The sequence below is a fragment of the Stenotrophomonas maltophilia group sp. Smal12 genome (assembly GCF_037079935.1).
In the GTDB taxonomy this organism is placed as follows: Bacteria; Pseudomonadota; Gammaproteobacteria; order Xanthomonadales; family Xanthomonadaceae; genus Stenotrophomonas; species Stenotrophomonas sepilia.
The window spans coordinates 1-16887 of sequence record NZ_JBAWUK010000005.1 but is presented as its reverse complement, the minus strand read 5'-3'; the positions used below and the strand labels follow the sequence as shown (position 1 = coordinate 16887).

General features: G+C 62.5%; 11 protein-coding genes and 1 tRNA gene. 3 read left to right on the top strand and 9 right to left on the bottom strand.

Translation table 11 applies throughout. The features are described 5' to 3' along the window. Nucleotides 1–16 precede the first annotated feature (16 nt). The 4 genes from WDC87_RS03315 to dnaX form a co-directional block, all read right to left on the bottom strand. On the bottom strand, nt 17–376 hold the full coding sequence (locus WDC87_RS03315) for a histidine triad nucleotide-binding protein (protein WP_088497817.1): 360 nt from the start codon (nt 374–376) through the stop codon (nt 17–19). Between the two features lie 67 nt (nt 377–443). Next, on the bottom strand, nt 444–1043 hold the full coding sequence (gene recR, locus WDC87_RS03310; protein WP_005415496.1) for a recombination mediator RecR: 600 nt from the start codon (nt 1041–1043) through the stop codon (nt 444–446). A gap of 82 nt (nt 1044–1125) precedes the next feature. Further along, the gene (locus WDC87_RS03305) at nt 1126–1446 is read right to left on the bottom strand and encodes a YbaB/EbfC family nucleoid-associated protein (RefSeq protein ID WP_019659509.1); all 321 of its coding nucleotides are present in this window, start codon (nt 1444–1446) and stop codon (nt 1126–1128) included. A gap of 6 nt (nt 1447–1452) precedes the next feature. Then, nucleotides 1453–3501, bottom strand: a complete 2049-nt coding sequence (gene dnaX / locus WDC87_RS03300; RefSeq protein WP_252744378.1) for a DNA polymerase III subunit gamma/tau — start codon at nt 3499–3501, stop codon at nt 1453–1455. Between the two features lie 142 nt (nt 3502–3643). Here dnaX and WDC87_RS03295 point away from each other — a divergent pair. The 3 genes from WDC87_RS03295 to WDC87_RS03285 all read left to right on the top strand — a co-directional run bounded on the left by WDC87_RS03295 (nt 3644) and on the right by WDC87_RS03285 (nt 5898). Further along, a tRNA-Ser gene (locus WDC87_RS03295) sits at nt 3644–3736 on the top strand. 360 nt (nt 3737–4096) lie between these two features. Then, nucleotides 4097–4435 carry a hypothetical protein gene (locus tag WDC87_RS03290; protein WP_252744367.1) on the top strand — a complete coding sequence of 113 codons (339 nt, stop codon included), beginning with the start codon at nt 4097–4099 and terminating at the stop codon, nt 4433–4435. Next, nucleotides 4432–5898, top strand: a complete 1467-nt coding sequence (locus WDC87_RS03285) for a YfjI family protein (protein WP_252744366.1) — start codon at nt 4432–4434, stop codon at nt 5896–5898. Before WDC87_RS03290 ends, WDC87_RS03285 begins: the two co-directional genes overlap by 4 nt. 65 nt (nt 5899–5963) lie before the next feature. Here WDC87_RS03285 and brxL read toward each other — a convergent pair whose 3' ends face one another. From brxL to WDC87_RS03260, 5 genes are read right to left on the bottom strand one after another with little or no spacing between them, the layout of a single operon-like run. After that, nucleotides 5964–8012, bottom strand: coding sequence for a BREX system Lon protease-like protein BrxL (gene brxL, locus WDC87_RS03280; protein ID WP_252744365.1), 2049 nt, complete (start codon nt 8010–8012; stop codon nt 5964–5966). A gap of 3 nt (nt 8013–8015) precedes the next feature. Further along, nucleotides 8016–10358 (bottom strand): BREX-1 system phosphatase PglZ type B, encoded by a 2343-nt coding sequence (pglZ, locus tag WDC87_RS03275; RefSeq protein ID WP_301655211.1) that lies wholly within the window; start codon nt 10356–10358, stop codon nt 8016–8018. Beyond that, nucleotides 10349–12181 (bottom strand): DUF262 domain-containing protein, encoded by a 1833-nt coding sequence (locus WDC87_RS03270; RefSeq protein WP_252745278.1) that lies wholly within the window; start codon nt 12179–12181, stop codon nt 10349–10351. Before WDC87_RS03270 ends, pglZ begins: the two co-directional genes overlap by 10 nt. Then, on the bottom strand, nt 12178–15561 hold the full coding sequence (locus WDC87_RS03265; RefSeq protein WP_301655210.1) for a DNA methyltransferase: 3384 nt from the start codon (nt 15559–15561) through the stop codon (nt 12178–12180). Before WDC87_RS03265 ends, WDC87_RS03270 begins: the two co-directional genes overlap by 4 nt. A gap of 10 nt (nt 15562–15571) precedes the next feature. Further along, nucleotides 15572–16708 carry a hypothetical protein gene (locus WDC87_RS03260; protein WP_336331280.1) on the bottom strand — a complete coding sequence of 379 codons (1137 nt, stop codon included), beginning with the start codon at nt 16706–16708 and terminating at the stop codon, nt 15572–15574. Between the last annotated feature and the right edge of the window lie 179 nt (nt 16709–16887).

Sequence of the window (16887 nt, the reverse complement as noted above, 5' to 3'; positions counted from 1 at the left end):
ATGCGTGGACAGGGCTTCAGCGCCCCGGCGTACCGAAATGCCCCAGCGGCGCGCCGGCCAGCAGGTGCATGTGGATGTGGAACACGGTCTGCCCGGCATGTTCGCGGCAGTTCATCACAATGCGGTAGCCGTCCTGCGCGAAACCCTCGCGGCGCGCGTATTCGGCAGCGGCCAGGGCCAGCTTGCCGACCAGGTGCGCCTGCGACGGCTGCAGGTCGTCCAGGGTCGGGATGATCTCGTTCTTCGGAATGAACAGTACGTGCACCGGCGCCTGCGGTGCGATGTCCTTGAAGCCCAGCACCTCGTCATCCTCATAGACGATGGTGGCCGGGATCTCGCGACGGATGATCTTGCTGAAGAGGGTATCGTTGCTCATGGTCGGCCTCGGCGGGAGTGTCTTCCGCATTGTAGGCCGGCCGCGCCGGGTGATGCCCGGGTGGTACTCAATCGCGGAATTCGCTGCGCGTCCCGAACGCGTGCGACAGCGTGCCGCGGTCAACGTATTCAAGCTCGCCGCCAAGCGGCAGGCCCTGTGCCAGCCGGCTGGGCTGCACCTTGCGCGCGCGCGCCAGCTGCGCAAGGTAATGCGCGGTGGCTTCGCCTTCGACGGTGGCACTGGTGGCGATGATCAGCTCCTGTACCTCACCTTCGGCCAGCCGCTGCTCCAGCTGCTCCAGGCCCAGCTCGCGCGGGCCGACGCCATCGAGCGGCGACAGCCGGCCCTGCAGCACGAAGTAGACACCGCGAAAACCCGTCGCGTTCTCGATCGCGAGACGATCGGCCGGCGATTCGACCACGCACAGCTGGCTGCGCTCGCGGCTGCTGTTGGCACAGGTCGGGCACAGCTCGGTTTCGCTGAAGTCGCGGCACTGCGCGCAGTGGCCGATACGCTCCACCGCCAAGGCCAGCGTTTCGGCCAGGCGCTGGCCGCCTTCGCGCTCGCGCTCGAGCAGGTGGTAGGCCATGCGCTGCGCCGTCTTCTGGCCTACGCCAGGCAGCACCCGCAGTGCGTCGATCAGTTGTTCAAGCAGGGGTGCGGACACGGCGGCATGCTTTGATGGCGCCGAGCGAGCTCGACGGCTACAGATTCTGTGGCACCCGCTTGCACGGATGCCACGCTGGCAATCAGAACGGCAGCTTCATGCCCGGCGGCAGCTGCATGCCGGCGGTGGCCGAACCCATCTTCGACTTCGACTCGGCATCGATCTTGTTCGAGGCATCATTGAAGGCGGCGGCGATCAGGTCTTCCAGCATCTCCGGGTCGCTGGTCAGCGACGGGTCGATGCGCACCTTGCGGCATTCCTTGGCGCCGGTCAGGGTCACGCTGACCATGCCGCCGCCGGCACTGCCGGTCACTTCGATCCTGGCGATTTCTTCCTGGGCCTTCTGCAGGTTTTCCTGCATCTTCTGGGCCTGCTGCATCAGTTGGGCGATATTGCCGCGCATAGTGTCTTACTCGTCAAAAGAACGGATGGAATCGGAAACAACCCGGGCACCGTGCTGTTGGATCAGCACCTGCACTTCCGGGTCGTCCATGAAAACGGCCTCTGCCACCTGCTGCCGCTCGCCACGCTGGCGGTCGGCACGCTGATGCAGGGTCTCGGCCGGAACGTGTTCGGTTTCCACGGTCTCGACCACGATCTTCGGCGCCTGGCCAAGGGCCTTCTCCAGCATCTCGCCCAGGGCAGCCAGCGCGCGCTCCGAGCGCAGGTACTCAAATCCGGGCGAAAGGCCCAGTTTCAAGGTCCCGTGCTGGCAGCTGATGAAGGCGGCGTTGGCAGCCAGCTGCCGCGAGGGGCCGCTGAGACCGCTGTTGGCGACCAGGTCCAGCCAGTCTTCGGCAGTGGCCAGCTCGCTGACACCTTCCTGCGGTGCGGCCTCACGCGCCGGAGCCGGTTCGGCCGGCGCAATGGCAATACCTTCGGCGCGGAACGAACGCTCCGGCGGCGCAGGCTCGCCTGGATCCGCGGCGGGAGCCGGCGGTTCATGCCAGGGCGCGACCATGGCGGCATCCGGGCCGGCCATCTCGGCCGCCAGAGCCCCATCCCGCGCCTCGGCTTCGTCGGTGGCCCACGGCGGCAGGTCATCGCTTGCCTCTGCAGCGATGGCAGGCGCCAGCGCCTCGGCCTTCACCGGCGGCGGTGACACGGGTTCTTCCACCGGAACCGGCTCGGGTTCAGGCGTCGGATCCGGCTCCGGTTGCGGGGCCGGCTCGGGTTCGGGTTCAGGTTCGCGCGGTGCAGCCGCCGGAGCGGCCACCTGCGCCGCCACGGCCGGGCTGGCCGAAGCGACGGCAGCAGCCGGCGTCGCTTCATGGCTTCCGGCATGGGCGCCACCACCGGCAGCGTTGCCACCCGGCGTGCCTCCCACCGCACCGTCGACGGCCTTCGGCACCGGCGGTACCGCTGCGGCCGGGCGGAACGCCAGCATGCGCAGCACCGCCATTTCAAAGCCGGCGCGCGGGCTCGGTGCCAGTGGCAGGTCGCGACGGCCATTCAAGGCCATCTGGTACCAGAGCTGCACCACTTCCGGGCGCAGGCGCTCGGCGAATGCCGCCACATCCAGGCCTTCCGCCACGGCGGCGCCCGGCACCAGCTGCTGCACCTGGATGCGATGCAGGCCTTCGGCCAGCGCTTCCAGCACGCCACTCCAGTCCGGCGAGAATTCGGCCAACGCGGCCACCACCTGCAGCAGGCGCGGGCCATCGCCCTCGGCCAGCGCATCGAGCATCGCCGCCACCTGGGTGCGATCCACAGTGCCCAGCATGGTGCGCACCACATCCTCGCGCAGCGCGCCGCCGGCATAGGCGATCGCCTGGTCCAGCAGTGACAGGCCGTCACGCAGGCTGCCGTCAGCGGCCTTGGCCAGCTGCACGATGGCGCTGCCGTCGGCCTCGATCTCTTCCGCCGCCAGGATGCGGGTCATCTGGCCCTGGATCTGGTCTTCATCCAGGCGCTTGAGATTGAACTGCAGGCAGCGGCTGAGCACGGTGACCGGCAGCTTCTGCGGGTCGGTGGTGGCCAGCAGGAACTTCACGTGCTCCGGCGGCTCTTCCAGCGTCTTCAGCAGTGCGTTGAACGCCGCCTTGGACAGCATGTGCACTTCGTCGATCAGGTAGACCTTGTACTTGCCGCGCGAAGGCATGTACTGCGCGTTCTCGATCACCTCGCGCACGTCGTCCACGCCGGTGTTGGACGCGGCGTCGATTTCCAGCAGGTCGATGTAGCGACCGGCGTCGATGTCCAGGCAGGCGGCGCACTGGCCGCACGGGTCGGCACTGGTGCCCTGCTCGCAGTTGAGCGACTTGGCGAAGATGCGCGCGATGGTGGTCTTGCCCACGCCACGGGTACCGGTGAACAGGAACGCGTGGTGGACCCGGCCGCTGTCCAGCGCATTGCTGAGCGCGCGGACCACATGCTCCTGGCCCACCAGCTCGGCAAAACGCTTCGGACGCCACTTGCGGGCAAGGACGAGATAGGACATCAGGCCACCGTTTTCCATCGGATGTTCCATTGTGCCATGCCTGTCCAGCCCCTTCGCCAACAATGCCCCCGGATGCGTCCCTGATCTGGGCGCTTGTGTCCGGCCGCGCCGCCCGCTAGAATCTGCGCCCCTGCTGAGGCGTTTGCCGATGGCAGGATCCGGAGAGGTGTCCGAGTGGTTGAAGGAGCACGCCTGGAAAGTGTGTAAGCGTCTAAACCGCGCTTCGGGGGTTCGAATCCCCCTCTCTCCGCCAGTTAATTGAACTAAGCCCCTGATTTCTAGGGGCTTTTTTCTTTTCTACTCGCTCCAGTATGCCATCCAGTATGCCACAGCGCATTGGCTACGGTTGGGGCCCCTTGTGAGGTGTTGTGCAGCACCGGCCAGCGGAGCTGGGGGGAGGCAGTACGGCACCACCTCGTGCAGACGGGGCTTCACCCAAAGGGGTGTTGGCAATCCTCCCCCGCCACTGATCTGCCGCGCAGCCTTCGGCTGAATTTCCGTCGCGGTTTTTCGACGACTCCGGGGAAATCCGCTCCTTATTCAACGTCTCCGCATCTGCTCAGCATGCCTTCTCAGGACCGCCATTCCGGCAAGTCCAATGGAGGAGAAGCACATGCCACCCAGCAACGTTAACGAAATGGCCGCGCAGTTCATCGCGGCGTACCAGACCCTTAAAGACAAGAAGGACATCGAGCGTCTCCTGGCGCTCATCAAACCGCAGATCCTTTCCGCCAAGGCGGATGGCATCAGCGACAAGGAATTGATCGAACTGATCAATTCCTTGGGCCTACGTGAGAAGTTCTATCCGGCGAAGCTCAAGGAGCTGCGGGGGCGTCTGGCCAAGTCCGAAGTAGATGCTTCGGCCAACGAGAGCGATGACCCGGTAACGAACGAAGACCCCCACCCACTGGCAGCCGCGCTTAGCGGTCACCGCGATGGGGCGGCAGCATGAACATGCTCGCCCCATTCCACACATTTCGAGCTCAGGACCCCAATTTCAGCATGCTCCCGCCGCTGGCCGAAGCTGCCGCGCGCGCCGTGTGCGCCAAGGTCCAGGAGGCCTGCCCGAGCATGGTGCGGACGCACCTGCTGTCGATCCTGTCCTCGGCAGTGGCGCCCCTCTACACGGTGATCCCGCCCAACTGGACGCCCATCCCGATTGGCGTGAGCACCCTGTGCGTCGCTGATGTCGGTGGGAGCAAGAGTCCGGTGCATGAGCTCCTGATCCGGCCGCTCAAGGACCATGCCAAGGAAAGCTTCGCGCGGTACGAGGCCGCAACGATCGAAGCGAACGCGGCTTCGGACGAAACAAAATTCCACGTCAAGCTGCTGAAGGCGGAGATCGCGCGCTGCCTGCGGAAAAACGATTCGGCGCAAGAATTCCTCGCCACGCTGGCCGAGCTGAACCGGACGCCTTCGGTGAACCCAAAACATCGTCCACGCCTGGCTAGCAACCTTGACCTGGAAAGCCTGCTCCACCAGCTGGACGGCGAGTACGAAGCCGTTGACTTCATCACCGATGAAGGCGACAAGCTGCTTAGCTCCAGTCTGATGCGTCACGTATCTGACATGGTCGATCTGATTGACGGCAAGGCATTGGAGTACCGACGCGAGAAGAAGAAGCATCTTTACGCCAGCCATCCGCGGGGAACGTTTGGTCTGCTGGCGCAGTCCGCAGCAATCACCCCGTTCCGTCCTCGGTGCAAGCGCAACGAATATAACGAACATAAAGCCGTCAAACTCGGCTTCTTTTCGCGCCTCCTCGTCTGCGTTGCGCAACCGTTGCCAATGGGCAACCAGTATGCTCGCGCCAATGGGGACGACGAGGCGCTCTCGGACCTCCACGAGGCGCTCAAGGAGCTTTACGACCTACATCGGGACAACCAGGAAATCGGTGGCATCGCACCCATCGAACTCGTGTTCGCACCTGACGCCCTGGGCTACTGGGACGAACTGTGCCGCATCACCAACAATCTCAAGTTCGGGCAGCTCGCGCATATCGCAGACTTCGTCTCGAAGATGCTCAATCTGACCGCCCGCCTGGCTGCAGTGCTGCATGTCTGGGAAAGCGAAACCCACTATGTCTCGCTCTCTTGCCTCCAGCGCGCCTGGGCGCTTGTCTCCTGGCATGCCACTCAGTACGAGCTCGTGTTCGTCCCGCCGCCGCCTTTGCCTCAGCAGGAGGCAGACGTGGCGGCCGTTATCGAGCACCTGAAGATCTTCCGCTTTGAAACCGACTACAAGGAGGTTCCTACGGAGCCCATCGGCTTGTTGCTGGGCATTCCTAGCAACCGCCTTCGCGCGGCCCTCCTACGCATGGAGCAACGGGAACTGATCGAGCTTTGCGGCGGCAAAACCACGTTCATTAACTGCATGAAGATGTTCTCGAGGTCGCGAAACATTACTTGGCGGTAAGTGCGGACCAGCGACTAGAAATGCCCGGCAGCCGCCGGGCATTTCTGTTAACCGCTTACCGTGGGTCACTCGGCCATGGCCTTCAACAGCGCGTCGCGGGCGTCGGAGTAGAACTGGATGTCGATCTTGGTCGCCATGTCGTCGGACAAGTCGACCAACTGGCGCCGACAAGCTACCGGCATCAGCAGCGACGTCGCGCCTTTCTCAACGGCGATCTCGGCAATCGTGACTGCGTTGTGGACGGGCTCGATCGAGCCCCCGAGGTTGATCTCTCCGACGATGATCAAGCCACCACGCACGCTTCGCTTTAACAACGATGTGCACAGGGCCACCAAAGAGGCCACACCAAGCTTGGCACCAGACTTTGCTGCGTCAAACGCTCGGAGCTGCACCGTGAACTCATGCTGCCGAGGGTCTTTGTCGCCAACCAACTGCAATGACCTGGCGTACAGGTTCTGCTCGGCGAAGCCGATGCTCTCGCGGAACGCGGGAGGAATGGGCTTGTTGAGCACTTTCAAACCCGATCCGGGACCTTCATTGACCTCGATGCGGTAGAGGCCCGAGTTTTCTTCGCCGCCACCGGGGCTGATGGTCCAAACCTGACCTGGCTCCAGCGGGTCACCACCAATGCTGTTGTCACTTTGCAGCTCAGGCGTCGAGACAAACTTTTCCACACCGTCGGCGCCCATGATGTAGCTGAAGTGAGTGTTCCGAAACTCTGCGGCCCCGACTCGCTTCTGTTGCTCTTTGACTCGCCGCCGAACCTCCATGGCGATGCGAACGGCCCATTCCAGCTCTTCGTCGGGGACCGGCACATCCGCGCTTGGGTACAGCAGCTTCAGCAAGCCGCTGACCGTCTTGTTGACCGCGTTCGTGTCCCGGCCAGACAGGGCGCCGCCAAAGAAGACGCGGTTCTGCAACTCGCTCACCCGGCTCTGGTTCCGAAGCTGGCTCCAGCACTCGGACAGGAAGTCGCTCACCAGCCCGAAGTGATTGGTGACCAGGTCCTTGTTGATCTTGGGCACGTCCCAACCAGGCAAGAACGCATGGATGCGGTCCATGAAGGCGGTGTCGTCACGCATCTCCGGCGGCATGGGCCCAAACAAGTGCCCCACGCGTTGCTGGTGTTCCACATCGACGTCGAAGTTGCCGACCAAGACGATGCTGCCGTCCGCGCGGATGCTCTCCTTGCCGCGACTGAATTCGCCGGACTCCATGTAGCCCTTCATGATGTTCACGCCGTCCTTCTGGTCGAAGGAAATGCCTGACACCTCGTCGAAGCAGACCACGTCGTACTGACACACCAAGCCCCGGCGGCCCTTGGCTGTGTTCTCCACGAACATCTTGGCTACAGTGGCTTTGCCACCTGAGATGAGGTGGGCGTAAGGCGAAACCTGCTGGAACAGATGGCTCTTGCCCGTGCCGCGCGGACCGAGCTCCACCAGGTTGTAGTTGCGGTCCACGAAGGGCACCATGCGCAGGAGCAGGGCGTTTCGCTGGCGGTCGCTCAGCCCGCCTGACTCAATGCCGATGGATCGGAGCAAAAAGCACTTCCATTCCTCGGTGGTGAACGCCTGACGGGCCTTGGTCAGGGTGTCCAACACGTCGCGCTTGGACAGCTGAATCTCCCGGAGCGACGTGATCCCAAACGGACGCCCTTTGGCCTCCTGGGCGATGGCCACATCGAACGTCACACCCAGTTCGGCATAGAAGCCACCGGTCAACATGCGTTCGTGCTGGTTGACCAGCTCGCTGCTGATCCGCACATCCGTCAACCGGAGGCTTGGCAGGCTGGCGACGTACTCGCCCTTGTTGTCCACTCGCGCCGTCACCAGGTCGATGATCTTCACCTCGCCGGTTTCCAGAGCCTTGGCCTTGAACAGCTCCTCCTCGCCGGCGCGCACCGTGCGGGACTTGAGCTGGCGCTGCACGATCTCGAGCCCCTCGTCGATCTCCTCTTGATCGGTGCTGGCGCAATAGCGCCCGAGCATGAACTCGACAACGTAGGTGGGGACCGGAAACTGGCGACTGAAGGTGCGGACCAAGTCTTTCCGGACCAGGTAACCGTCCAGTACCGAGGCGGCTTTCTTGTCTATCTGATCCAGTTCAATCATGCGTCATCCTCCGCCGATCACGGTGTTTGCTTCGGCCACCAGCTCGCCGGTCGCACTGAGCAGGACCAGAAACGCCGCACGGCCTTGCAGTTCTTCGTTTTCAACAACCGCCGATGCGGTGCCGTTGTCCTTGAGCGGCTTCACGCTCACGACCACGCTGGAAGCCGGATCGCCCGCCTGGGTGCGAATGTCCAGGGACAGATTCGCGTACTGGCCGTCCACGGCCACCGTGCAGCGCAAACCCTTCCAGGCGATGTCGGTGACCTCGGCCACCTGTTTGGCCGAAGCGCCCCCGCTCCGAGTCACCACCAGATCCAAGGTCAGGCACTCTTGCAGGCTCAACCCGCCGTGGTTGTAGTCAACGGACTTGCCATAGCAGCTCACGCCGTCGGCCAGTGCAAACTGCTGATGGGGGTTCCAGAACCAGGGGTACAAGCGCTCACCGGTGGAAGCGCCGGGCTTGATCGAGGCGCAGCGCCCCCATTTGTTGTCGGTGAGGTCCTTGGACATCTGAATCGTGGGTAACTTGCCTGGCATGAGGAGCCAGCCGTGGTCGGTCACGACCCTAACGCTGGTCCAACCGGCAGTCAGCAAGGCGCCGATACGTTCCACAATTTCTGCGAGAAGTGCGTCGATGTGCTTGGCGAGCTTCCAGCCACGCTCATGCCCCTCGCTGTCGATGTCACCGAATTCGCACCACGCGTTCCCCTGACCATTGCCGCTCTCGGTACGGTCCAGCACCGTCCAGTGGTTGTCGTTCAACAGCTTCCGCAGGTGGTAGCCACCTTTTAAGGATTGGCCGGTTGCTGCGACGCGAGGTTCGAAGTCATCGCAATCGTCGGAACCGCCGATCAAGTTCCGAACAGGAGAAACTGCCGCCTTCCCAGTAGCCGTCACGCTGGGCAAGGCCGTCCAGTTCATGGCCTCCGCTACCTGGTAGCCGCGTGCCTCCAACGCTGCCGATAGGCGGCGAGCGGTATCAAAGCGCAAGCCGTCAACAAACAGCACGCATTGCCCGCCGACTTTATAAAAGGCTGGCGCTTCTGCTATTCGTCCACCTGGGTATGCGGAACCGTCGACTAGCTTTTGTAGATAGCGTGCAGACTCTTCCAGCCAGGGCAGATAGATTGTCCGTATCGCTACTGTCGCTGCATCCACGTCCGCCGCCCTGTCCACGCACGCTAAGGTAGCCAGCACTGCGTCATCGGCACGCCATCCTTCTGTCGCATACCCTGCTTGCAAGTCGGCGACCGAGCCGGCCACCAGCGCTGTCTTGGTGACCTCCGCCACTACGGCCAGATGCTTGGCGGCTAGCGCCAGGGGCGCCTCACCCATCTCGGCCCACACCAACTCACGACGGGGGGCATGCGCCTTCTCCAACTCCAGCAACCGCTTCCTGGCTTCGTGCGCAGGTAGATCTCTTAGGCCCATCAGATCACGCCGGAGCCTTTGCTCCTGCTCCTCGTTCCATTGGGGCCAGCCGCCAGCAAAATCTGCGGTGACAAAAAGATCGAAGGTGGGCGGCTTGCACTGGCGGATTCGGTTCGGGATGTTGGGGTAACGCTTCGGTGCTTCGCTGTACCGCTCCCACACTGAATGCCAGGGTCCCTCGCGCGTCGCCAACTTGCTGGCACCCGCCAGAACGCCATCGGCCTGGGGGTTGAACGCCAGCTGTGACTTGCAGACCTCCACAAAGGCCTTCCACTCGTTGGCGCCGCGCGTGGTCTGGAACGCGTCACCCAGATCCAGCCACTGCAGCAGGTCGCGCACCGGGTCACCGCCGGTCAGCAGGGTGTTGAAGTAGTCCTTGTCCAGCCGCTTGCCCTTCAAAAGCTCGAGCTCTTCGTCCAGCAGCCGGTACAGCGCCAGTTGCATGGCGTTCTTGGCGTCGTTGTCCTGGGCCACGTCCAGACCCATGCCGCCTTGGTCGGACTTCAAGAAGGCCATGATGGTCCAGTCCTTGGCGTTCGCCTGCGACCAGATCACGCCCCGGTACTGCAGCTCGGCCAAGGGCTTCAAGAGGTCCGGGCAGTCTTCGATCGCCCGCAGGTCCTGGCGGCTGACGCCAGGCAGGTAGAACACCGGCACGCGGTCGGCTGGCAAAGTGACATCGGGCGCCTTGCCCGCAATCACGCAGCGCAGCCAAATGGACGGCCCCATGCGGTTCTCGGGCGCGTAGTCGCCCAGCACCAGCAGTTCCGCCAGCTCGCTCTGCAGGCGCGGGATCACCGCCTCCCACTGGCGGTCCTTGTCGGGCCACAAGATGCACGAAGGCGCAACTTGAACCTCGGGGTTGAAGATCGCCGAGTCGCACAGGGTCTTGACCAGATGTTCGATCACGCGCATGGCTGGCCCTCCGTCATGGCGAAGAGCCCCATCACCTGGCCCACCAGCTTGGTCGTCCTCGCATCGATCTGCGCCACGCTCCAGGCCTCAGCCGTTGCCAATTCAGCGTTGAGCTTGAGCCCGTTCTTGTAGCCCACCTCACGGCCCTTGCTGTCGGTGCGGTCGCGCTTCTCTTGGAAGCTCTTGTTGCCCAGCGCGCTGTTAAAGCCGGAGATCGTCAGGTTGCCCAGCTTGTGGACATGCGTTTCCTGAATGGCTTTGGCCTTCTTCTCGTCGCCGCCCGCAATCATCGTCACCCACGACGCGGGAATGTTGTCGCCCTGCGGGAAGATGTGCTCGATGGTCCACACGAAGAGCTTGCCTTCGTATTTCCACAGATCGACCCAGGTCTCTTTGGTCATGCTTTGCTCGGCCAAGGCGCAAAGCACAAACCGGGTGACCCCGGCGTTCTCCTCGTAGATGACGCCTTCCAGCTTGCTGCGGAAAGTCTCGTCGCTGGCCGACACCGCCAGCAGCTCATCGCGAATTGTCGTCACCACGGCGGCACCCGATAGCTCTGCCACCTTGTCGATGGTGGCCATGAACAGGCGCGTCAGGTCGCGGGTGGGCGGTGTGTCAGTGAGGTTGCGTCGAACGAAGAAACAGACCAGCAGTCGCGCGATCTCTTCCAGCTGCGCCACGTCTATGCCCAGCGCCTCACGCCGAACCAGCAGGTACAGCATCAACAGGTAAGACGGGGCGCCCTGAATGCGGTCCAGGTCCTTCAGCGGCTTGTCCAGCGGCGCCCAGGCCTCGTCGGTGTTCCGGGCCAGCATCAGTGCATAAAGCTGGCCGGCGGAACGGATGGCCTGTAGGTGTTGCTTGGCGTCCTGATTGATCAGCTTTTCGTAGATCTGGATCAGGTTGGACCTCGTGGCCACCGGGCCGAGGGGGTCCTTCTTCTTGTCCTCGTCCTTGCGGAACGGTACGTTCAGCGGGTCTTTGAACGCGTTGTAGTAGTGCCGGAAGAAGCGCTCCTGGACGCTGTAGTCGTCGCCCAGATACCCCAGCAGCTTGTTCCACACGTCGAAGTAGTGGTCCACCTTGCCGGGCTCGGTGGTCTCCAGCCGTGCCAGCAGCTTGTTCTTGATCAGGTCGATGGCCGTGAGCGGCATGCCCCGGTTGTTGAGCGACTCGAACAGCGTGTAGGCATCGGCGTGGCTGGCCACCTCGATCTTCACCAGGCAGGCCTGGCTCACCTTGTCGAGGAAGGCCATGATCGACGCCAGGCGATCGTTCTCGCCCTGCACCATCTCTTCGATGCGACCCTGGAAGTACCGGAACGCGCGGAAGATCTTTCGGTTGCCCGCGTAGGCTGGCGTATCGAACGTGCTGATCACGCCCACGTCGGACAAGACGGCGCGGTAGTCGTTCTGGTTGTTGTTCTGAATCTGTGGGATGACGCGCAGCTGGTCGTCCCCCTTCTTCAGCACCAGCTTGCGCTTGAGGTTGATCAGCTCCACGCGCTGATCGACATCCAGGTCCTTTTCGTGTCGCTTCAGCGACTGGTACAGCGCCGCGAAGAGCAGCGACAGCGTCGTCAGCCGCTGCTGGCCGTCCACCACCTCCAGCCGCTGCACCGCCAAGGTGTCGGTGGTCTGGTTGATGCAGATGATCGAACCCAGGAAGTACCCGGGGTCGTTCTCCTCGACGTCATCGAAGAGCGACTCCCACTGATCCATCTTCCACGTGTATTCGCGCTGGTAGCGCGGGATCGCATAGACGACACCTGCTTCGATGTCGAAGAGCTGCGAGACCGGGTAGTTGTTGACCGACTTGATCATTTAGCCTTCTCCCGCGCCTTGCGCTTGTCGGCCAAGCTCAAGTGGTGGTCGTTGATGCGGTCGCCCACCTTGCCGCCATACTGCAGGCCCAGCTCGTACCAAGGTGCGGACGGCACATCACTGCCACGGTCCTTTTCCCAATGCAGGCTTTTCGGTTTGTCGCGCAGCACACCTGCGCCGCGCTTGCCTACGTCCGGCACCGAAAGGAAGGGACGGATGTTCATCCGTACCCCGTCGTTCAGATCGGGGTTCCAGCCGATGGGCTGCTCTTGGATTGGCTTCCAGCGTACGAAAATGTCGTAGGGCACTTCGCCTGCCAAGATCAGCTCCAAGCGCTTCTTCAGCGCCTCCGCAGCGGCCAGCCTTTCCTGGGCGCCGTCCACTCTCCCATCGACGTCTCGCCTCTGGCGACTAATCCAATCGCCCAGGTAGGTGTAGATCAAGGCCTCAAGGGTCTTGTAGTCGAGCCTGTGATAGTTCACGAGAGCGGCGAAGCCGTCGCGAAGGCCATCCCAGACATGCCAAACAAACGGACGGCTTTCGAACAGCTTGCAGTGCTGAACGAAGAACTTATCCCGAAGCCAAGTCTCCAGCGACTTACCGGCATGATCGGCAGCACTGAGCAATTGCGCCAAAGTGTCGTTACTCCACTCGTCCCCATAGGCGTCGGCGAGGAGGTTGAGCAAACGATCGCTCGCGGAGGCCTCTCGGCCAACTGGTGGAATGCAGACTATGCCGTCCTTGTCCGCATGCCGCGTCAATGCTTCGCTCTTGGAAAGCCACTGGTGCGCCTCGGTCGAAAGGTCAAAGCATTCACCGGACTCGGCGGGCCACATATACCCGACTAATCTGGCAACCGCGACCTGTAATGGCGCCGTAGAGGGCTGTGGGTGACCGTGAAATATCCACTGGGTTGGATCGTTTGAGAACTGTCGAGGTATTCCGTCAGGAAAGGTCTCCCTCGCATTCTGCGACCAGTACTCGTAATCAAAATCCGCCGAAAGCAACGTCTTTGGTGAGCCTACCTTAAGCGATGTATCGAATGATCGTATGGCCGCCCCCAGTTCACCGCTAAGGGCGTAGGCCGCGATTGCGTCGAGATGCTTGCTGTCTTTCGGTACGATCGCGCAACAATTGATGTCGTAGATTTCGCCGGTATAAAGCGTGCACGGGAGATCGCCCATTAAGCTAATCACGATCCCACGCTTCCCCCAGTTTGGCTTCCCTCTTCTCCAGTTCTGCGCGGCGTGATTCAAGTGCTTAACGCTTTCCGCAAGCAGAAACATAGCTCCTTGCTCTTGCTCCCACAGAACTATCCTGGACCGGCCCGCGTAGTTTGATGTTGACGAAACTGAACTTTGCAGGAAATTCCAGGCGGTTCCATACTCCGACACTTCCCAGTAGTTGCGCTCAAATCGCTCGGAATCACCGGCCGACATCCCCGTTCTAGCCTCGGCGAAGTCGCTCAGTGTGGTGACTTTATCGCCACTGCTTAGGCCAATTCGCGCGTCTGGCGCATCAATCCAAAGAGTCTGCCTGCAGAGGGCTAGCGAGGAATTCCGCAACTCATGTTGCTTCTCTTCGATCGCCTTTCCCTTGACCTCAAGGTACGTTGTTTCACTTTGGCTCGTGGGACTTCTATTGAGCTGTGAAATGATTAATACGGGCTGCGCCCGAATACCGGACTGAAATGCACCCCAGCCAAGTTTGCATATGCTATTCAGAGTGGACGTCCGCAGCAGATGATCTCTGAAGTGACGGTGCGGCCGAAGGAATGTCCACTCACCGGGAGTGACGACAGCCACCGCGCCGTTGGGTTCCAGCAGGCTTCGCGATCTCAATAGAAAAGAGACGGCCAGTTCTCTGTAGCCTTCTGGATAGGTATCCTTCAGGTATTCGCGTAGCTCCGTTGTCTGCTTCTCAATTCCGAGGAACGGAAAATTTGTAGTGATCAATGCGAATCGTGAAGTCAAGATGGCTGCTGCGGATAGCAAGCCCCGAGCACTTATTGCCGAGTCCCAAGAGCTTTCTGCGCCGACTTCGCTGCCCTCAGAGCGCTCTGCGTTGAGGGCCAACTCCAGAAGGCCGGTGAGCTTGTCGTAACCGGCAGAGAAGAGGTCGTTCTTCTGGAGCTCTCTTGGGCTTAGCAAACTCCCTAGAAGCGGCGCCTGCAGGAAAGTGGCGTGCAATTGCCGAAGACCTGCCTTCAGTGATTGCTGCTCTTCGTGATTCTTCGGAACTAGGTACTCCCAGTCCGCCGGTCTTGCGGCGACTTGGAGACCGCTGCAGGCAATCTTCGGTAGGGGGATCCTGCGGACGTCGAGCGGCTTACCTGATGCGTCCGGATAGCGCCAAGCCTCTAATGCCACCGCAAAGACGGCGATCTCGACGCAGCGCGGGTCCAGCTCGAGGCCGTGTATGTTCTCGGCCAGCACTCGATCAACAGCCTCCTTCGCGCTCAGGCCCTCTGCCGCCATGCGCATCGGCAGCAGCATCAGGAAAGCGGCTACCAGGAAGTGGCCCGAACCGCAGCACGGGTCGAGCAGCTTGAAGTCGGCCAGCGAGTCAGGCCAGCCCTCGAACTTGCCTGCGGCCGGGCTACCGTCTTCCAGGGTGCGGAAGTAGTCGAGGGTAACCGGGCATGGCTTACCCGGATGCCGGGTGGTCCACCAGGCACCGAGCGAGTTGTGCAGCAAGAAGGCCACCATGTACGGCTCGGTGAAGAGCTGGGTGACGGCGGGCAGCTCGTCAGCACCGATCTTCACCTCCGACTTGTTGATGCGCTCCTTGTTGTCGGCCTGCCAGAACTGGTACACCCAGCCCAAGCTATCGCTGGCTTTGAACACCGCATCAGGCAGGTCCTTGAGCAAGCGTTCCAACTCGCTCTGGTGCTCGGGCGCAAAGGTCAGCTCGAACACCGGCGAGCCAGGCTTGAACACCTGCGGCAGCATGCGGGCGGCCAGCTTGCCGGCCAGCTCCCAGCCGCTCTTGGCGCCTTCGTCGGGTGCCAACTCATCGCACTCTTCGATGGAGACGGCCACGCCGTCGTACATCAGCAGGTTGTTGTCGGCCAAGAAGCGCGCGAACAGCATGCGGTGCCAGTGCTGGTAGGCCACCTCTTGCACCAGGTGCTGCACCTCTTGCTTGCCGTAGGTCGGGTTGGTGCTCTTGGAGTCACGGGCGTCACCGAGCTGCTTGCCGTGGGTGCGCAGGCGATTGCGCAGCGCCTTCTCGGCATCGCTCAAGAACGCATCGGGCTTGTCGTGGCCAACGCCCAGTTGGTCTACCGCCGCGTGCGCAGCGGCCTCAGCGACCGTGCGGGCCGCTCTGACGGTCTTCTCCAGCGTGCCGCGCAGGTCTTTTTCGAGTGCTTGCATCATGGGAGATTCCTCAGTGAAGGATGACTGGGCCTTTTTTCAGGGCCTGTGCGATGGTCTGCTTGGCATCCTGCAGCCAGGCCTCGATGTCTTCGTCGGACTTGATGGTTCGGTTGGGCAGCTTGACGAACTGCGCCTTGGGCTCCATCAACTCGGCGGCGGCCACCAGCACGGCGTCGAAGCGTGAGTCGATGGCGGCCACGCGGTCGGCGAACGACCCCAGCGACAAACGATCGACCGTGGCCAGCACCTCGTCGGTGTTGGCCACTTGCACCTTGGGTGCGTCAGTGAGGGTGAGCTTCTGGGCGGCCAGCAGGCTGTTGCGCTGCTCGGGCTCCAACTGCTTCCAGTTGGTGTCGGCCTCCAGGCGCGCCATACCGTTCTTGTGGCGGGTCTGGTAGTCGGTGTGCAGCCGGTTCAGTTCGTCGCGCAGCAACTGCGTCAGGCTGGCCACCAGAGGCGTGACGGGATCGGGCTCCTCCAACAACTGGCGCTGCTGTTCCAGGTGCGTGACCTGCGCCACCAAGACCTCGGCGCCCGACAGCCCATTGGCCTGGGCCAGCAGGCGCTTGAGCGTGTTCCAGGCAGGCAGGCGCTTGTCGATTCGCTCGGCCAGATCCGTCCAGGTGTCGATGGCGGCGCTGAGCTCGTCGCGCTGGTTGTACAGCGCCAGCAGTTGCTCGTTGCCGGCGGTCAGGCGGATGTCTTCCAGTGTGGTGGTCGCGGGGCGTGCCGGTCGTGGGGCGTCGCCCCCGGCGCGGTTGGCCAGCTCCTGCGCACTGACCAGGAACTGCGGCACGTGGGCCAGCTCTTCACCCTGTTTGGCGGTGAGGCCAACCTTCTGCAGCACCTTGCGGATCTGGATGCGCTGCGCCGCTGACACCGTGGCCGACTCGACCTTGAACATGGTCTTGCCGATGACCTTTCGCTCCAGGTCCTTCGGGTCGATGGTCTGGCCCTTGTCGTCCTGGGCGCGGATCAGCCCGGCCACCAGCAGCACCTGCAGGCCACCATCCACCGCGTCACCCGACCAGCCGTAGGTGGCGCCTTCGAAGTTCTTGCGGATGTCGATGCCCTTCTTGCCGCCGGCAATGAAGGCCAGGATGGCTTTGCAGACCGGGTTTTTGGCGGGCTCGCCGTCGTCGCCCACGCTCCTGAGTGCATCCGGCGCGCCCTTCTGCGCCTTCTCGTAGACCTTGGGCTGTTGGCGCGCACTTAAAACTGACCCAGGCTGCGCGTTGAACTTTGACCCACCCGGTGTACGGGGCTGAGGGTATCAGTTGGTGGTCTGGGTGGTGGCCTCCTTTGCCCTGATTCTGGCTTTGGTCT